20 protein-coding genes are annotated in these 17,406 nt (G+C 72.8%); 16 read left to right on the top strand and 4 right to left on the bottom strand.

Going from position 1 to position 17,406, the window contains the following annotated elements; genetic code table 11:
• The 11 genes from ETD96_RS23125 to ETD96_RS23075 all read left to right on the top strand — a co-directional run.
• Positions 1-867, top strand: an 867-nt coding sequence (locus ETD96_RS23125; protein WP_138638567.1) for a carbamate kinase, incomplete at its 5' end; no start/stop codon positions are given.
• A gap of 49 nt (positions 868-916) precedes the next feature.
• Entirely contained in the window at positions 917-2,383 is a 1,467-nt protein-coding gene (locus ETD96_RS23120; RefSeq protein ID WP_138638566.1) for an amino acid permease, read from the top strand.
• On the top strand, positions 2,383-3,330 hold the full coding sequence (locus ETD96_RS23115; RefSeq protein ID WP_138638565.1) for a universal stress protein: 948 nt from the start codon (positions 2,383-2,385) through the stop codon (positions 3,328-3,330). The genes ETD96_RS23120 and ETD96_RS23115 overlap by 1 nt, the downstream gene beginning before the upstream one ends.
• 131 nt (positions 3,331-3,461) lie before the next feature.
• Positions 3,462-4,163: a helix-turn-helix transcriptional regulator gene (locus ETD96_RS23110; protein ID WP_138638569.1), complete on the top strand. Its 702-nt coding sequence runs from the start codon at positions 3,462-3,464 to the stop codon at positions 4,161-4,163.
• Complete coding sequence (gene sufB, locus ETD96_RS23105) at positions 4,144-5,604, top strand: Fe-S cluster assembly protein SufB (RefSeq protein WP_449202377.1); 1,461 nt, start codon at positions 4,144-4,146, stop codon at positions 5,602-5,604. Before ETD96_RS23110 ends, sufB begins: the two co-directional genes overlap by 20 nt.
• Complete coding sequence (sufD, locus tag ETD96_RS23100; RefSeq protein ID WP_138638563.1) at positions 5,604-6,743, top strand: Fe-S cluster assembly protein SufD; 1,140 nt, start codon at positions 5,604-5,606, stop codon at positions 6,741-6,743. The genes sufB and sufD overlap by 1 nt, the downstream gene beginning before the upstream one ends.
• Complete coding sequence (locus ETD96_RS23095; RefSeq protein WP_138638562.1) at positions 6,740-7,099, top strand: non-heme iron oxygenase ferredoxin subunit; 360 nt, start codon at positions 6,740-6,742, stop codon at positions 7,097-7,099. Before sufD ends, ETD96_RS23095 begins: the two co-directional genes overlap by 4 nt.
• A 26-nt stretch (positions 7,100-7,125) precedes the next feature.
• The gene (gene sufC / locus ETD96_RS23090; RefSeq protein WP_089325901.1) at positions 7,126-7,890 is read left to right on the top strand and encodes a Fe-S cluster assembly ATPase SufC; all 765 of its coding nucleotides are present in this window, start codon (positions 7,126-7,128) and stop codon (positions 7,888-7,890) included.
• Positions 7,887-9,149: a cysteine desulfurase gene (locus ETD96_RS23085; protein WP_138638561.1), complete on the top strand. Its 1,263-nt coding sequence runs from the start codon at positions 7,887-7,889 to the stop codon at positions 9,147-9,149. The genes sufC and ETD96_RS23085 overlap by 4 nt, the downstream gene beginning before the upstream one ends.
• 43 nt (positions 9,150-9,192) lie before the next feature.
• Complete coding sequence (gene sufU / locus ETD96_RS23080; protein ID WP_067638932.1) at positions 9,193-9,651, top strand: Fe-S cluster assembly sulfur transfer protein SufU; 459 nt, start codon at positions 9,193-9,195, stop codon at positions 9,649-9,651.
• Positions 9,648-9,983: a metal-sulfur cluster assembly factor gene (locus ETD96_RS23075; RefSeq protein ID WP_138638560.1), complete on the top strand. Its 336-nt coding sequence runs from the start codon at positions 9,648-9,650 to the stop codon at positions 9,981-9,983. The genes sufU and ETD96_RS23075 overlap by 4 nt, the downstream gene beginning before the upstream one ends.
• 52 nt (positions 9,984-10,035) lie before the next feature.
• Here ETD96_RS23075 and ETD96_RS23070 read toward each other — a convergent pair whose 3' ends face one another.
• Positions 10,036-10,593, bottom strand: a complete 558-nt coding sequence (locus ETD96_RS23070; protein ID WP_138638559.1) for a hypothetical protein — start codon at positions 10,591-10,593, stop codon at positions 10,036-10,038.
• Between the two features lie 133 nt (positions 10,594-10,726).
• On the opposite strand from ETD96_RS23070, the gene ETD96_RS23065 reads away from it, so the two are divergent.
• Positions 10,727-11,935: a sensor histidine kinase gene (locus ETD96_RS23065; RefSeq protein WP_240808052.1), complete on the top strand. Its 1,209-nt coding sequence runs from the start codon at positions 10,727-10,729 to the stop codon at positions 11,933-11,935.
• Positions 11,932-12,609 carry a response regulator gene (locus ETD96_RS23060; RefSeq protein ID WP_138638558.1) on the top strand — a complete coding sequence of 226 codons (678 nt, stop codon included), beginning with the start codon at positions 11,932-11,934 and terminating at the stop codon, positions 12,607-12,609. Before ETD96_RS23065 ends, ETD96_RS23060 begins: the two co-directional genes overlap by 4 nt.
• A gap of 52 nt (positions 12,610-12,661) precedes the next feature.
• Here the strand turns inward: ETD96_RS23060 and ETD96_RS23055 are convergent, their stop codons facing one another.
• Together ETD96_RS23055 and ETD96_RS23050 are read right to left on the bottom strand one after the other, a co-directional pair.
• Positions 12,662-13,789 carry an EAL domain-containing protein gene (locus ETD96_RS23055; protein ID WP_171069185.1) on the bottom strand — a complete coding sequence of 376 codons (1,128 nt, stop codon included), beginning with the start codon at positions 13,787-13,789 and terminating at the stop codon, positions 12,662-12,664.
• Between the two features lie 72 nt (positions 13,790-13,861).
• Complete coding sequence (locus tag ETD96_RS23050) at positions 13,862-14,257, bottom strand: ABC transporter permease (RefSeq protein WP_138638556.1); 396 nt, start codon at positions 14,255-14,257, stop codon at positions 13,862-13,864.
• A gap of 68 nt (positions 14,258-14,325) precedes the next feature.
• On the opposite strand from ETD96_RS23050, the gene ETD96_RS23045 reads away from it, so the two are divergent.
• Genes ETD96_RS23045 through ETD96_RS23035 form a run of 3 tightly spaced genes read left to right on the top strand, consistent with a single transcriptional unit; the run spans position 14,326 to position 16,382 of the window.
• On the top strand, positions 14,326-14,964 hold the full coding sequence (locus tag ETD96_RS23045; protein WP_240808050.1) for an AIM24 family protein: 639 nt from the start codon (positions 14,326-14,328) through the stop codon (positions 14,962-14,964).
• Entirely contained in the window at positions 14,964-15,617 is a 654-nt protein-coding gene (locus ETD96_RS23040) for an AIM24 family protein (RefSeq protein WP_138638554.1), read from the top strand. The genes ETD96_RS23045 and ETD96_RS23040 overlap by 1 nt, the downstream gene beginning before the upstream one ends.
• A gap of 3 nt (positions 15,618-15,620) precedes the next feature.
• Entirely contained in the window at positions 15,621-16,382 is a 762-nt protein-coding gene (locus tag ETD96_RS23035) for an AIM24 family protein (RefSeq protein ID WP_138638553.1), read from the top strand.
• Between the two features lie 47 nt (positions 16,383-16,429).
• On the opposite strand, the gene ETD96_RS23030 is transcribed toward ETD96_RS23035, so the two are convergent.
• Positions 16,430-17,224 carry a VOC family protein gene (locus ETD96_RS23030; protein ID WP_138638552.1) on the bottom strand — a complete coding sequence of 265 codons (795 nt, stop codon included), beginning with the start codon at positions 17,222-17,224 and terminating at the stop codon, positions 16,430-16,432.
• Positions 17,225-17,406 lie beyond the last annotated feature (182 nt).

Genomic DNA, 17,406 nt, shown 5'->3' with positions numbered 1-17,406 from the left:
CAGCGCGCCAACGTGGACCGCGCGGTGCGGTCGCTGGCGCCGCTCGCCCGCACGCACGAGCTGATCGTCACGCACGGGAACGGGCCGCAGGTCGGGGTGCTGGCGCTGGAGAGCGTCAACGACCCGAGCCTGACCCGGCCGTACCCGCTGGACACGATCGGCGCCGAGACCCAGGGGATGATCGGCTACTGGATGCTGCAGGCGCTGCAGAACGCGCTGCCGGGCCGGCAGGTCGTCGCGATGATCAACCAGACGCTGGTGTCGGCGGTGGACCCCGCGTTCGCGGATCCGACAAAGTTCGTCGGGCAGGTCTACGACCGGGACGAGGCCGAGAAGCTCGCCGCCGAGTACGGCTGGACGGTCCGCCAGGACGGGGACGGCTGGCGCCGCGTGGTGCCGTCGCCGCGTCCGCAGCGGGTGATCGAGACGCGGCTGATCAGGGAGCTGGTGCGGCTCGGGACGGTGGTGGTCTGCGCGGGCGGCGGCGGCGTGCCGGTGTTCCGCAACGACGTGGGGCGGCTGGAGGGCGTCGAGGCGGTGATCGACAAGGACCTCACGGCGTCCGTCCTCGCCGAGAGCATGGACGCCGACGCGCTGCTGATCCTGACCGACGTGCCCCGGGTGATGCGCGGCTACGGCACGCCGGAGCAGGAGGAGATCGCCCACACCACCCCGTACGAGCTGCGCGCCGAGGACTTCCCCGCCGGGTCGATGGGCCCCAAGGTGGCGGCGGCGGTGAGCTTCGTCGAGCGGACCGGCGACATGGCCGCGATCGGGCTGCTGGACCAGTGCGTGGAGATCCTGGAGGGCACCGCGGGCACGATCGTCACGCCGAACGCCACCTGGCCCCTGGAGAGCACCCTGTGACGGACGAGCACGCCGTGCCGGACGAGCACGCCGGGACCGGGGAGCGCCCGTGACGGCCGGGACGGCGCCGGGGACCTCGTTCGTCCGCAGCCTGCTGCGCACCAAGCCCGTCGACCGGATCGTGGCCGAGGGCGGTCAGGGCGAGGGCGGCGAGCTGAAGCGCACGATGAGCCTGCTCCAGCTCACCTTCTTCAGCGTCGGCGCGACCCTCGGAACCGGCATCTTCGTCGTCCTCGGCGAGGCGGTGCCGCTGGCCGGACCGGCCGTCGTGCTGTCGTTCGTGCTCGCCGCCGTCACCGCGCTGTTCTCCGCCCTGTCGTACGCGGAGCTGGCCGGGACGATCCCGGTGTCCGGCTCGTCCTACTCCTACTCCTACGCCACGCTCGGCGAGCTGGTCGCGTGGGTCTGCGGCTGGTGCCTGCTGCTGGAGTACGCGGTGTCGGTGTCGGCCGTCGCGGTCGGCTGGGGCTCCTACCTCAACGCGTTCTTCGACGCGGCGTTCGGGTTCACGATCCCCGCCGAGATCAGCAACCCGCCGGGGGACGGCGGTCTCGTCAACATCCCCGCCGTCGTCGTGGTGCTGCTCGCCACGCTGCTGCTGCTGCGCGGCACCTCCGAGAGCGCCACCGCCAACACGGTCATGGTGTTCCTCAAGATCGCCGTGCTGCTGTTCTTCTGCGCGGTCGCCTTCACCGCGTTCAAGGCGGGGAACCTGAGCGCGTTCGCGCCCATGGGCTGGGCCGGGATCAGCGCCGCCGGCGGCAAGGTGTTCTTCTCCTACATCGGCTTCGACGCCGCTTCCACCGCCGGCGAGGAGGCCAAGAACCCGCGCCGCGACCTGCCGCTCGCGATCGTCCTGTCGCTGGTGATCGTCACGGTCCTCTACGTGCTGGTCGGGCTCGCCGCCGTCGCGGCGATGCACTGGGACAAGTTCGCGATCAGCGGCGCCGAGGCGTCCCTCGCCGAGGTGCTGGACGTGGCGACCGGGCGGTCCTGGCCGTCGATGATCCTCGCGCTCGGCGCGGTGATCGCGATCGCCAGCGTCGTCCTCACCGTCATGTACGGGCAGACCCGCATCCTGTTCGCGATGTCGCGGGACGGGCTCGTCCCGGACGTCTTCCAGAGGGTCAGCCCCGGCCGCCGGGTCCCCGTCGCCAACACCGTGATCGTGGCGCTGTTCATCGGGATCCTCGCGGCGGCGGTCCCGCTCGGCCGGCTCGTCGACGCCACCAGCATCGGGACGCTGTTCGCGTTCGCGCTGGTCAGCGTCGGCGTCATCGTGCTGCGCCGCACCCGGCCCGACCTGCCGCGCAGCTTCCGGACCCCGCTGTTCCCGGTGACGCCGCTGCTCGGCGTCGGGTTCTGCGTGTACCTGATGGTCGGCCTCGGCGGGGTGACGTGGACGGTGTTCGCCCTCTGGTGCGCCGTCGGGCTGGCCGCCTACTTCCTGTACGGGCGCCGCCATTCCCGCCTGGCGGCCGGACCACCTCGCGACCCCGCCCGAAAGGGGCTCTGATGAACGCTCCCGAGAACGCCGCCGACGGCATGCGGGTGCTGGTGGGCTACGCGCCCGACGAGCGCGGCGACGACGCGCTGGCGCTCGCGGCGCTGCTCGTCCGGACCATGAGGGCGCCGCTGACGGCCGTGCACGTGCACCCGCCGCCGTGGCCCACGCCGGGGCCGGGCGCGGTGGACGCCGAATGGGTCGCCTACCTCAAGGGCCAGGCGGACGAGGCCCTCGAAGCGGCCCTGGCGCGGCTGGCGGAGCTCGGCGTCCCGCGGCGGGACGTCACCCCGCGCGTCCAGGCCCACCGGGGCAGCGGCCGCGGCCTCATCGAGGTCGCCAAGGACGTCGGCGCCGACCTGATCGTGGCGGGCTCGGCGCCGCGCGGACGGCGCGGCCGGGTCGCCGTCGGCAGCACCGCCGACCAGTTGCTGCACGGTTCGCCCGTCCCGGTCATGCTGGCGCCGCGCGGCTACGCGGCGCACCCGCCGCGGCGGTTCTCGCGGATGACGGTCGCCTACTGGCGGCGCCGGGACGCCGAGGGGCCGCTGTCGGCGGCCGCCGCGTTCGCCGAGCGGCTGGACGTGGAGCTGCGGCTGCTGACCCTCGTGCTGCGGCCGCCCGGTCTCGCGGCCCGGTTCCAGGTGCCCGGCGGCGTCCTGGACCGCCAGCTCGCCCAGGCCGAGGAGGACCTGCGCTACGCCGCCGGGCTGTTCGGCGGCGGGACGCCGGTGGAGCGGCGCACGGCCATCGGGACCGACATCGCCAAGACGCTCGGCACCGTCGATATGCTGCACGGCGAGGTCCTCGCCTGCCTGTCCGGCCATGACGGTCCGCTGCGCAAGGTCTTCCTCGGGGAGAGCTCCGGCAAGATCCTGCGGGCCGCGCCGTGCCCGGTGCTGCTGCTGCCGCGCGGGGCCGCCGCGCCGAGCCGCGACGAGAAACCGCAGGTTAGGTAAGGCTTACCTGCGTGAGCTACGACATCGGCGTTCCGGTGTTTCGGGGGAAGTAATTACGGCACACTGATGTTGTGAAATACGTGAGCGAGGATCAGACGAGCGCACGGACCGCCCCCGCGCGGCGTTCCGGCGTGCCGTCGTCCGCCGGTCACACCGAGCGCGACACGCGCGCCCGGGTGGCCCGGTTGATCCTTGAGCACGGCCCGGTCACGGCGTCCACGCTGGGCGAACGCGTCGGCCTCACGCCGGCCGCGATCCGCCGGCACCTGGACGCGCTGCTGGCCGAGGGCATGATCGAGGTCCGCAAGGCGCGGGTGCCGCAGACCCGGCGCGGGCGGGGCCGCCCCGCCAAGTGGTTCGCCATCACCGACGCCGGGCGCAGCGCCTTCGTGCACGCCTACGACGACCTGGCGACCAGCGCGCTGCGGTTCATCGCCGACACGGCGGGCGAGCACGCGGTCGCCGAGTTCGCTCGGCGGCAGATCGCCGACCTGGAGCGGCGCTACCGCCCCGTCGTGCAGGACGCGCCGCCCCAGCAGCGGGTCCGCACGCTCGCCGAGGCGCTGTCGGGCGACGGCTACGCGGCCGCCGCCGCGAAGGCGCCCCAGCCGGGCGGCGGCGAGCAGCTGTGCCAGCACCACTGCCCGGTCGCGCACGTCGCCGCGGAGTTCCCGCAGCTGTGCGAGGCCGAGACCGAGGCGTTCAGCCGGCTGCTCGGCACCCCCGTGCAGCGGCTGGCCACGATCGCCCACGGCGACGGGATCTGCACCACCCACGTCAGCCCGGTGGACCTGTGCGCCGACCGGGCCCGGGATGACGACGGCGCGACGTGACGAACAAATCACTCTTTGGAGTTGTTCTATGACTACGGCAGCCCACCCCGAACTCGAGGGGCTGGACAGGTACAAGTTCGGCTGGGCCGACTCCGACGAGGCCGGCGCCTCGGCGCGACGCGGCCTGAACGAGGACGTCGTCCGCGACATCTCGGGCAAGAAGGACGAGCCCGAGTGGATGCTCGACCTCCGCCTCAAGGGGCTGCGGCTGTTCAGCAAGAAGCCGATGCCCACCTGGGGCTCGGACCTGTCGGACATCGACTTCGACAACATCAAGTACTTCGTGCGCTCCACCGAGCAGCAGGCCGCGTCCTGGGAGGAACTGCCCGAGGACATCAAGAACACCTACGACAAGCTCGGCATCCCCGAGGCCGAGAAGCAGCGCCTCATCGCCGGCGTCGCCGCGCAGTACGAGTCGGAGGTCGTCTACCACAAGATCCGCGAGGACCTTGAGGAGAAGGGCGTCATCTTCGTCGACACCGACACCGGCCTGCGCGAGCACCCGGAGATCTTCCAGGAGTACTTCGGCTCGGTGATCCCCGTCGGCGACAACAAGTTCGCCGCGCTGAACACCGCCGTGTGGTCGGGCGGATCGTTCATCTACGTCCCGCCGGGCGTGCACGTCGAGATCCCGCTGCAGGCCTACTTCCGGATCAACACCGAGAACATGGGCCAGTTCGAGCGGACGCTGATCATCGCCGACGAGGGCTCCTACGTCCACTACGTCGAGGGCTGCACCGCCCCGATCTACAAGTCGGACTCGCTGCACTCGGCCGTCGTGGAGATCGTCGTGAAGAAGGACGCCCGCGTCCGCTACACGACCATCCAGAACTGGTCGAACAACGTCTACAACCTGGTGACCAAGCGCGCCGTCGCCTACGAGGGCGCCACCATGGAGTGGGTCGACGGCAACATCGGCTCCAAGGTCACCATGAAGTACCCGGCCGTCTACCTGCTCGGCGAGCACGCCAAGGGCGAGACCCTGTCGATCGCGTTCGCCGGCGAGGACCAGCACCAGGACGCCGGCGCCAAGATGGTGCACGCCGCGCCGAACACCTCCAGCAGCATCATCTCCAAGTCGGTGGCGCGCGGCGGGGGCCGCACGTCCTACCGCGGGCTGGTGCAGATCCAGGAGGGCGCCGAGCACAGCAAGTCCACCGTCAAGTGCGACGCGCTGCTGGTCGACCAGATCAGCCGGTCCGACACCTACCCCTACGTCGACGTCCGCGAGGACGACGTGGAGATGGGCCACGAGGCCACCGTCTCCAAGGTGTCGGAGCAGCAGCTGTTCTACCTGATGAGCCGCGGTCTCACCGAGGACGAGGCGATGGCGATGATCGTGCGCGGGTTCGTCGAGCCCATCGCGCGGGAGCTGCCGATGGAGTACGCCCTCGAGCTGAACCGGCTCATCGAGCTGCAGATGGAAGGAGCCGTCGGCTGATGGGGCTCGACACCAAGCCTCTCTCGACGCTGCACGAGAAGGCGTCCTACGACGTCGCCGACTTCGAGGTCCCGACGGGCCGCGAGGAGGAGTGGCGGTTCACCCCGCTGCGCCGCCTGCGCGGCCTGCACAAGGGCACCGCCGAGGAGGGCGGCAAGGTCGTGACGGAGGCCGAGGCGGCCCCCGAGGTCACGGTGGAGACCGTCGGCCGCGACGACCCGCGGGTCGGCACGTCCTACGTGCCCGCCGACCGGGTCAGCGCCCAGGCGTGGAACTCCTTCACCGAGGCCACCGTCGTGACCGTCCCGAAGGAGGCCGTCGCCTCGGCGCCGACCGTCCTGCGGCGGCGCGGCGAGGACGGCTCCGGCGCCGCCTACGGGCACACCACCGTGCTCGTGGAGCCGTTCGCCGAGGCGACCGTGGTCCTCACCCACCGCGGCCCGGCGACCTACGCCGACAACGTCGAGTTCGTCGTCGGCGACGGCGCCCGCCTCTCGGTGATCAGCCTGCAGGACTGGGCCGACGGCGCGGTGCATGTGTCGCACCAGCACGCCCGGCTCGGCCGCGACGCCCGGTTCGTCTCGCACAACATCTCGCTCGGCGGCGACGTCGTGCGGATCTCGCCGTCGGTCGCCTACGACGGGCCCGGCGGCGACGCCGAGCTGTACGGCGTCTACTTCGTGGACGGCGGCCAGCACCTGGAGCACCGCCTCCTCGTCGACCACACCGTGCCGCACTGCCGCAGCCGCGTCGACTACCGCGGCGCCCTGCAGGACCAGGACGCGCACGCCGTGTGGATCGGCGACGTGATCATCCGCGCGGAGGCGGAGGGCACCGACACCTACGAGCTGAACCGCAACCTCGTCCTCACCGACGGGACGCGGGTCGACTCGGTGCCGAACCTGGAGATCCTCACCGGCGAGGTCGCGGGCGCGGGGCACGCCTCGGCGTCCGGCCGGCTGGACGACGAGCACCTGTTCTACCTGCAGGCGCGCGGCATCACCTTCGACGACGCGCGCCGCATGGTCGTGCGGGGCTTCCTCGGCCAGCTCGTCGACCGCATCGAGGTCGCCGAGGTCCGCGACAAGGTCCGCGAGGCCATCGAGGAGGAGCTGGACGTCAGGGCGGGTGAGCGATGACCGCATCCGCGCGGCCCGGAGGTCCCGGGGGCTCCCCCCAGGAGGGATACGTGAAGGTGTGCGCGCTGGAGGAGGTCCCGGCCGACGGGGCCCTCGGCGTCGAGGTCGACGACACGCCGGTCGCGATCGTGCGCAGCGGCGAGGACGTCTACGCGCTGAACGACATCTGCTCGCACGCCGAGGTCTCGCTCTCCGAGGGCGAGGTCTACGACGGCACCATCGAGTGCTGGCTGCACGGGTCCTGCTTCGACCTGCGCAGCGGCAAGCCCACCAACCCGCCGGCCACGCAGCCGGTCGCCACCTACAAGGTCAAGGTCGAGGGCGGGGACGTCTACGTCTCGCTCGCCGACGACTGACCCCACCACGAAGGACTGTACGCACTATGGCCACGCTAGAGATCCGCGACCTCCACGTCTCCGTCGGCGACGGCTCCGACGGGGCGAAGGAGATCCTGCGCGGGGTCGACCTGACCGTGAAGGCCGGCGAGACCCACGCGATCATGGGGCCGAACGGCTCGGGCAAGTCCACCCTGGCCTACGCCGTCGCCGGGCACCCCAAGTACGAGGTGACGTCGGGCACCGTCACGCTGGACGGCGAGGACGTCCTCGCCATGTCGGTGGACGAGCGCGCCCGCGCCGGGCTGTTCCTCGCGATGCAGTACCCGGTCGAGGTGCCGGGCGTGTCGGTGTCGAACTTCCTGCGCTCGGCCGTGACCGCCGTCCGCGGCGAGGCCCCGAAGCTCCGCGAGTTCTCCAAGGAGATGAAGCAGGCGATGGACGCGCTGTCCATCGACCCGGCGTTCGCGCAGCGCAGCCTGAACGAGGGCTTCTCCGGCGGTGAGAAGAAGCGGCACGAGATCCTGCAGCTGGAGATGCTCAAGCCGAAGGTCGCCGTCCTGGACGAGACCGACTCCGGCCTGGACGTCGACGCGCTGAAGGTCGTCTCCGAGGGCGTGAACCGGTTCGCCTCCGGCGACACCGGCGTCCTGCTGATCACCCACTACACCCGCATCCTGCGGTACGTGAAGCCCGACTTCGTGCACGTGTTCGCCGCCGGCCGCGTCGTCGCCGAGGGCGGCCCGGAGCTGGCCGACGAGCTGGAGGAGCAGGGCTACGAGAAGTACGTGAAGGCGGGCGCTTCGCTATGACGATGTTGCCCGAGGAGCTGAAGAAGGACTTCCCGCTGCTGCGCCGCACGGTCCGCGGCGGGCGTCCTCTGGTGTACCTCGACTCCGGTGCGACGTCGCAGAAGCCCGTCCGGGTGCTGGACGCCGAGCGCGAGTTCTACGAGCGGCACAACGCGGCGCCGCACCGCGGGGCGCACCTGCTCGCCGAGGAGGCGACGGAGGCGTACGAGAACGCCCGCGCGTCCATCGCCCGGTTCATCGGCGCGACGCCGGCCGAGATCGTGTTCACCAAGAACGCCACCGAGGGCATCAACCTCGTCGCGTACGCGATGAGCAACGCCGCGACCGCCGGCCCGGAGGCCGAGCGGTTCGCGGTGGGCCCCGGCGACGAGGTCGTGGTGTCGGAGATGGAGCACCACGCCAACCTCGTCCCGTGGCAGGAGCTCTGCCGGCGGACCGGTGCCACGCTGCGCTGGTTCGGCATCACCGACGAGGGCCGCCTGGACCTGGAGAACCTCGACGACCTGGTCAACGAGCGCACCAAGATCGTCGCGCTGACGCACCAGTCGAACGTGCTCGGCACCGTCCCGCCGGTGGAGCAGATCATCGCCCGCGCGCACGCCGTCGGCGCGCTCGTCCTGCTGGACGCCGCGCAGTCGGTGCCGCACCAGCCGGTCGACGTCGCCGACCTCGGCGCCGACTTCCTGGCGTTCTCCGGGCACAAGATGCTCGGCCCGACGGGCATCGGCGTGCTGTGGGGGCGGAGCGAGCTGCTGGAGGCGATGCCGCCGTTCATCACCGGCGGGTCCATGATCGAGGTCGTCCGCATGGAGGGGACCACGTTCATGCCGCCGCCGCAGCGGTTCGAGGCGGGGGTGCCGATGACGGCGCAGGCCATCGGGCTCGGCGTCGCCTGCGACTACCTCGCCGAGATCGGCATGGACCGCGTCCACGCCCACGAGGAGGCCCTGGTGGCCTACTCGCTGGAGCGGCTGGGCGAGATCCCCGGCGTCCGCATCATCGGCCCCGGCACCACGGAGGCGCGCGGCGGCGCCGTGTCGTTCACCGTCGAGGACATCCACCCGCACGACGTCGGCCAGGTCCTGGACGACCTGGGCGTCGAGGTCCGCGTCGGCCACCACTGCGCGTGGCCGATCTGCCGGCGCTTCGGCATCCCGGCGACCACCCGCGCGACGTTCTACCTCTACAACACCCTCGCCGACGTGGACGCGCTCGCCGACGGGGTACGGCACGCCCAGAAGTTCTTCGGAACACACTGACCGGCGGGCCGGTTGTAGCGAGAAAAGGCTTGGAAGGGACGACATGCAGCTGGAGGCGATGTACCAGGAGGTCATCCTGGACCACTACCGCAACCCCCACCACAAGGGGCTGCGGGAGCCGTTCGAGGGCGAGGCCCACCACGTCAACCCGACCTGCGGTGACGAGGTGACGCTGCGCGTCCACCTGGACGGCGAGGGCCAGGACGCCACGGTCGCCGACGTGTCGTATGACGCCATGGGCTGCTCGATCAGCCAGGCCAGCGCCTCGGTGATGTCGGACCTGATCATCGGAAAGTCCGTGAAGGAGGCGATGGCGGTCGGCGAGGAGTTCCTGGCGCTGATGCAGTCCCGCGGCCGGGACATCGAGCCGGACGAGGACGTCCTGGAGGACGCCATCGCCTTCGCCGGGGTCTCCAAGTACCCCGCCAGGATCAAATGCGCCCTGCTCGCCTGGATGGCGTGGAAGGACGCGACCGCACGCGCACTCGGAGAGGCATCATGACCGACACCCCCGCGACCACCGAGACCGCTCCGCAGGAGGAAGAGGTCCTGGAGGCGCTCAAGGACGTCGTCGACCCCGAGCTCGGCATCAACGTCGTCGACCTCGGCCTGGTCTACGGCGTGAACCTCGACGGCGGGACCGCCACCCTGGACATGACGCTCACCAGCGCCGCCTGCCCGCTCACCGACGTGATCGAGGACCAGGCCCACAGCGCGCTGGAGGGCCTGGTCCAGGACGTCAAGATCAACTGGGTCTGGCTGCCGCCGTGGGGCCCGGACAAGATCACCGACGACGGCCGCGACCAGCTGCGCGCCCTCGGCTTCAACGTCTGACGAACGCCCGGCGCCCGTGTGAGGCCGCGCCCCCGGCCGCGGGGGCGCGGCCTCACACGTGTTCCCGGCCCCCGGTGTCCTTGGGCTTGGCGGGCCAGAGGGTGTGGGTGATCGGCCACAGCGACCAGATCGCGAGGACGCCGCCGAGGCGCGCGAGCCAGGCCAGCAGGGCCTGCGTGCGGTCGGGGTCGTCCACCAGGACGATCATCGCGCCGAGGAGGCCGCAGGCGATGGCGGTCGCCAGGGCGGCCTTGCCGAACTCGCGCCACTCGTAGCGGACGCGCGCCGCCCCGTACTTGGGCTTGCCGCGCGGCGGCGGGCCGCCGGCGAAGCGGTGCGCGAAGCGCTCGTCCGCCCAGCGGACCATGCTGTGCCCGAACGCGACCGAGTAGCCGAGGTAGGCGGCGGCCAGGCCGTGGCCGGTGCCGGCGGTGGCGCCGCCGTGCAGGTCGATGGCCGTGGCCGCCAGCAGCACCAGGTCGACCAGCGGGACGCACAGCAGCAGGGCCGCGCCGGTGCGGCGCAGGCGCAGCGGGTAGCGGGCGAGGAGCCCGGCGGCGAGGACGACCCAGAAGCCGATCTCGCAGCCGGCGATGACGGCGATGAGCACGTGTTCCATCCTGCCGGGGCGGCGGGTGCCGGATCGTCGTCGCCGGTGGGGTTTCGCGGGTCGTCCGAAGGATGTACGCGGCATCCTCATCCGGGTGGACGAGGCATGGGCGCGGGGATGCTGAGATGGGTCCGTGCACCGGATCCGACGGCTGACCACGCGCCAGGACGCCCTGATCGCCGTCGCGTCCCTCGCCGGCGGGCTGCTGATGCTCGCGGCGCACGGCTACTCGACATGGGGGACCGACTGGGACCCGTCCCGCTGGGTCCGCCTCGTCCCGCTGCTCGGCCTGTGCGCGGCCATGCTGCTGCGCCGCACCGCGCCGCTCACCGGGCTCGCGCTCGCCACCCCGTTCAACTTCGCCGACGTGGCGTTCGGCCCCAGCATCGCCACCGCGATGATCTTCGGGGACGCCCTGTACGCGGCGAGCCTGTACGGGCGGCGCCGGACGGCGGAGTGGCTGCTCGGCGCGACCGCGGCCGCGTCGCTGCTGGTCGCCGCCGGGGCCGGGATCGGGCTGCGCGGCGTCGCGGTCGGCGTGGTGGCGGGCGCGGTCGCCGGGCTGGTCTGGGTGGCGCCGGTGCTGACCGCGATGGCGGTCCGCGAGCACCGGTACCGGGCGGAGGCCGAGCGGCGGCGCGCGGAGGCGGAGCACCGGCGGGCGGAGGCGGAGCGGCAGCGCGCCGAGCAGGTGGCGCGGCTGGCCGAGCTGGACCGGCGCGCCGCGGTGAACGCCGAGCGGGCCCGGATGGCCCGCGAGCTGCACGACGTGATCGCCAACCATCTGAGCGCGGTGGCGCTGCACTCCTCGGCGGTGCTGCGGGTGCGGGACCTGGACCGGTCCGAGATCGAGCGGTCCATGGAGGTCATCCGGGAGAACAGCGTGCGCGGCCTCGCCGAGATGCGGCGGATGATCGGGCTGCTGCGCGACGGCGGCGAGGACCCGGCCGCCCGGCCGCGGCTCGCCGAGCTGGACCGGCTCGTCCGGCACACCGGCCGGGCGGACCTGGCGGCGTCGCTGGAGGTCGCGGGTGAGCCGGCGGAGCTGCCCGCGGCGGTGGAGCTGGCCGCCTACCGGATCGTCCAGGAGTCGCTGACCAACGCGCTCAAGCACGGCGGGCCGGGCCGCGCCGAGGTCCGGGTGCGGTACGGCCGGCGGCTGGTGATCGACGTGCTCAGCCCGCTCGGCCGGGACGGGTCCCGGCTGCCGGGCAGCGGCAGCGGGCTGGTCGGGATGCGCGAGCGCGCGGTGATGCTGGCCGGGGAGTTCGACGCGGGGCCGGACGGCGGCCTGTGGCGGGTGCACGCCGAACTGCCGGTGGAACCGGAGAGGACGCCATGATCGAGGTGCTGGTCGCCGACGACCAGGCGGCGGTGCGGGCGGGCCTGGTGCTGATCCTGCGCGGCGCGCCGGACGTGCGGGTCGTCGGCGAGGCCGCGGACGGGGCGCGGGCGGTGGAGCTGGCCCGCGAGCTGCGCCCCGACGTGGTGCTGATGGACGTGCGCATGCCCGTCCTGGACGGCATCAGCGCCACCCGGGAGATCGCCGGGTTCACCGACGTGCTGGTGCTGACCACGTTCGACATGGACGAGTACGTGTTCGGTGCGCTGCGGGCGGGCGCCGCCGGGTTCCTGCTCAAGGACGTGGACGCCGACCGGCTGGTGGACGCCGTCCGGACGGTCGCGGCGGGCGACGGCGTCATCGCCCCGCGGGTCACCCGGCGGCTGATCGGCGCGTTCGCGGCCCGGCCGGCGGCCCCGGCGCACGCGCCCGGCCTGGACGGGCTGACGCCCCGGGAGCGCGAGGTGTTCGCGTGCCTGGGGGAGGGCCTGTCGAACGGGCAGATCGCGGCCCGGCTCGACATGGCGGAGACGACCACCAAGACGCATGTGAGCCGCATCCTCGCCAAGCTCGGGCTGGCCAGCCGGGTGCAGGCGGCCATCCTCGCCCAGGAAACGGTCCTCGGTGGACTTTCCGGGCGTGATCCACTCGACGGGCCCCCGGGGACGCGCTGACCCTTCAGCGCGCCTCTCAGTGCCCCTCTCCGCGCGCCTCTCAGTGCGCCTCTCAGTGCGACATGGCGCGGATCAGGTCGGCGACGCGCACGATGCCGAGGCAGCGGCCCACCTCGTCCACCACGACCAGGTCGTCGTAGACGCGGTCGTCCTCCGCGCCCGCCGCGCGCAGCGCCGCGATCGCCGGGACGGTCCGCGGCACGGGCCGGGGCGGGTCGGCCAGCCGGGCGGCGGGCCGCCGCGCGTGCAGCGCGTGCCCGTACGCGCCGGACAGCTGGAGCAGGAACCGCGTCCGGTCCACCGTGCACCGGGGCCGCTGCCGGTCGTCGACCAGGACGACGCTGGTGACGCCGGTCTCGGCGTTCAGCACGGTGAGCACCTCGTCGGCGGTGGCGGTGTCCGGCAGCGTGACCGCGGGGATCGTGAACTCCGACACCCGCGGCCCGAGCCCGGTCTCCGGCCGGGCCGGCTCCGGGGCCGCCGCCGCGACCGGGATGCTCACCGGCATGCCGGGGCGCCACTCCCGCGGCGCGAGCGCCGGCCCCTGGACGAGCCGCACCCCGGCCTCCCGCATGTGCAGCACCTGCTCGCGGCTCGCCATGCCGGGCGCCTGGACGTGCGTCTCCAGCCGGTGCGCCAGGTCCACCAGGCTCGCGACCAGCGCCGCCCGCCGCGGCTCGGTGAGCGACGCGCGCGCCAGCTCCGGATCGAGCTTCAGCAGGTAGGGGGCGCCGTCCACCAGCAGGTCCAGCGGGGCGTGCGCGGAGCCGAGCCCGGCGAGGCCGACGAGGTAGCCGGCGTGCCGCAGCGCCGCCAGCGCCGCGGCGAGCGGCGGCCGCTGGGCGGGCGGGAACCCGCCGGTGACGCACAGGATGACCTCATGTGGCCGCCGGCCGGCGTCGCCGAGGCCGTGGTGGAGCTCGTGGAGCAGGTCGTCGCCGCCCGCCAGCGTCTCGGCGCGCAGGGAGATCTGCAGGGGCAGGCGCGTGCCGGCGGCGTGCGCCGCCCGGGCCGCCTCGACGGCGCGCCGCACGTCCTCGGCCGCCGGGTCGAACCGCGCCGGGGCCTCGGACGGCCCGGCGTGCGCCTCGACGGCGACGACGGCGCCCGTGCCGAGATCGGCCACGGGCTGGAACACCGCCCGGGCCGGGAGGAGGGCATCGAGTGCGTCGACGGGCACAGCCGCATCATGCCGCCCGCGACGCCCCGGAACCACCCGTGTCGGGAGAAGTTAACCCACAGTTCGCCCAGTTCAGAGGCTGCGGGTGCCCGCCAGGGCCGACAGCAGGTAGGTGACGCCAGCGACGGCCGACAGCCACGCGTAGGCCGTGATGTCGGAGCCGCGCAGCGCCTGGACGACGAGGCCGCCGACCACCGCGACGGTCAGCACGTCGCCGGTCATCGCGGCGGCGCGCAGGTGCGCGCGGGCCCGGGTGCCGGACCCGAACCCGTCGCTGACCGGCAGCGCCGGCTCGTTGCGCCGGTAGCCGAGGTAGCCGGCGTATCCCGCGAGCGCGGCCAGCGCGACGAGGGCCGTCCCGGACCGCCCGTCGGCGGCGAGCACGGCCCCGACCACCACGCCGGCGGCCAGGACGAGCCCTGGCACGGCCCACCGGCTGAGACTGCGGCGTTCGGGAGCGATCCACATGGTGCCCATCCTTCCCGATGCGCGCACGAGCGGGACCGGCAACGCGCCGGGCGGTATCTTCTCGCTTCGTGGCGCAATTTCGATTGAACGGCTCGAAGATGCTCGCCGTCGACCTCGCCGGCGAGACCATCAGGGCGCTGAACGGCTCCATGGTCGCCTACGAGGGCCAGATGGCGTTCAAGAGGCAGGGCATGACCGGCGGCGAGGGGCTCCGCGGCGCCCTCAAGCGGCGGATCGCCGGCGAGGGCATGACCCTCATGGAGATCAGCGGCCAGGGGACGGTCTACCTGGCCAGCGAGGCGACGGAGGTCACGCTCGTCCAGCTCACCGGCGACACCCTGTTCGTGGAGTCGGAGAGCCTGCTGGCGCTCGACGGCGCCCTGCAGACCGGCGTCCAGTTCGTGGGGCTGCGCGGCATGGGCACCGGCCAGGGCCTCGCCACCACCAAGGTGGACGGGCACGGCACGGTCGCGATCCTGTCCGAGGGGCCGGCGATCGCGCTGGAGGTCACGCCGCAGACACCGTTGTGCGTCGACCCGCACGCCTACGTGTGCCATCACGGGCAGCTCCAGCAGGACGTGGTCACCGACGTCAACTGGCGGACGGTGATCGGCCAGGGATCGGGGGAGAGCGTGCAGTTCCGGTACCAGGGGCACGGGCTGGTGTACGTCCAGCCGGCCGAGCGCGGCGGGATTCTGGAGATCTGATGCCCGGTTACCAGTCGATCAACTCCAAGATGCTCCAGGTGCCGATCGGGCCGGGGCAGGAGGTCTACAGCAAGCGCGGCGCCATGCTCGGCTACACCGGGCCCGTGTCGTTCGCGCCGTCCACCACGGCCGGGCTGGGCATCGGCGGCACCATCGGGCGCGCCGTCGCCGGCGAGCGCAGCGCGATGATGCACGTCACCGGGCAGGGCAGCGTCCTGTTCGGGCACGGCGGCCTGGAGGTCAGCGTCATCGACCTGAACGGCGCCGACACCCTGTACGCCGAGGCCGACCGCCTCCTCGTCCACGACACGACCCTCCAGGTCGGGACGATGTTCATGGGCGAGCAGGGCGGCGTGCGCGGCATCGTACGCGGCGCCGTCACCGGGCAGGGCCTGTTCACCACCACGCTGACCGGGCACGGCTCGTGCGCGCTGCTGTCGCACGGCGGCGTGATGGAGCTGCCGATCACCCCGCAGCGGCCCGTCCACGTCGACCCGCAGGCGTACGTGGCGCACCGCGGCCAGGTGCAGAACAAGCTCACCACGGCGGTGGGGCTGCGCGACCTGATCGGGCGCGGCTCCGGCGAGGGCTTCCAGTTGGAGCTGAGCGGCTCCGGCGTCGTCTACGTCCAGGCCAGCGAGAGGAAGATCTGACCCGTGAGCACGTTCGGCACGCAGACCTGGAACCCGCACAGCCTCCCGTCCAACGACAACGTCAACCCGTACGCCTTCAGCGTGGACCTCAACGGGCAGTGGTTCGCGCAGAAGGGCAAGATGATCGCCTACTACGGGCAGGTCAAGTTCGAGGCGCTGTCGGCGGGGCCGCTGGACTCCCTCGTCGCGCACACCTTCAACTCCCCGCTGTACGCCCAGGACTGGATCGTCGCGCAGGGGCAGGGCAAGCTGCTGCTCGCCGACCGGGGCTTCGACGTCAACTCCTTCGACCTGGAGGAGGGCAACCTCACCGTCCGGGCCGGGAACCTGCTCGCGTTCGAGCCGGGCCTGGAGCTGAAGCAGTCGATCATCCCCGGGTTCCTGACGCTGATCGGCACGGGGCGGTTCGTGGCGGCCTCCAACGGGCCCGTCCACTTCGTCGAGCCGCCGATCCGCGTCGACCCGCAGGCGCTGCTCGGCTGGGCCGACTGCCCCTCGCCCTGCCACCATTACGACCACTCCTACATGCGCGGGGCGTTCGGCGCGGCCCGGATGGTGTTCGGCATCGGCGGCCAGTCCGGCGAGGAGCACCAGTTCGACTTCACCGGCCAGGGCACCGTGCTCATGCAGTCCTCGGAGGCCGTGATGAACGAGGACGTGCTGCTGCGCGACCTCGAAGGCCAGATCGGGCTGGTCGGCACGTCCGGGCTCCAGCGGCTGCACCAGACGATCGGGCAGCGGCTGGCCGCCGAGCGCCAGGGCTGACCCCGCCGGTCTCCGGGGGCCCGCGCGGCCGGGCCCCCGAAGAGCGGTCACGACGCGGGCTCGGGCGCCGGCTTCATCACGTGGAAGGGCACCCCGAACGGGTCGCGGACGGGCGCCGAGCGGCCGTACGGGCTGTCGGCCGGCTCGGCGTCGACCGTGCCGCCGCCCGCGCGGACCCGGCGGACCGCCTCGTCGGCGTCGCCGACCGCGAAGTAGGTCATCCAGGACGGGACCTCGCCGGCGCCGCCGCCGACCACGACGCCGGACCCGCCGGCGATGCCGCCGATGTAGCGCCCGTCCGGGCGCTTCAGGACGGTGTAGTCCATGTCGCCCGGCATCGGCTCCAGCTCGTAGCCGAAAAGCGTCCGGTAGAACGCGCAGGCGGCGCCGGAGTCGGGCGTGACCAGCTCGTTCCACACGAACGACCCCGGCTCGTTGACGATCGCGGAGCCGTGGTGGGCGCGGCCCTGCCACAGGCCGAACTGGGCGCCCTGCGGGTCCTTGAGGATGGCCATGCGGCCGAGGTCCATCACGTCCATGGCGGGGACGACGACCTCGCCGCCGGCGTCGGTGGCCCGCTTGACGAGGCCGTCGCAGTCGTCCGCGGCGAAGTAGACGCACCACCAGTACTCGTCGGGCTGGTCGTCGGGGTTGCGCATCATCCCGGCGACGGACTCCCCGCGCACCTGGCACAGGTTGTAGTGGCCCGCGTCGGGGCCCGCGTCCAGGAACTGCCAGCCGAAGAGCGTCCCGTAGAACGTCTTCGCGCGCTCGAGGTCGGGGATGCCGATGTCGAGCCAGTTCGGCGTCCCCACCGGCGCGTTTCCGGTGACCTGGGTCATCCGACTCACACTCCTTCGTGCCGGGACCGCCGGGCCCCGGTGCCGTTCCCGCCGCACGCCGCCACCCTCATCCTGGCAGGGTAGTGCCGGTCGACGGACTGCTGCGCCCGCCGCTGCCCGGACGGTGTCGACCCAGAGGATCGGCAGGAGCGCCGCTCCGAGGAGGAGGCAGTTCCGGACTC

The sequence above is a fragment of the Actinomadura geliboluensis genome (assembly GCF_005889745.1).
GTDB classification, from domain to species: Bacteria; Actinomycetota; Actinomycetes; order Streptosporangiales; family Streptosporangiaceae; genus Spirillospora; species Spirillospora geliboluensis.
This window is presented reverse-complemented; position numbering and strand designations above follow the sequence as displayed.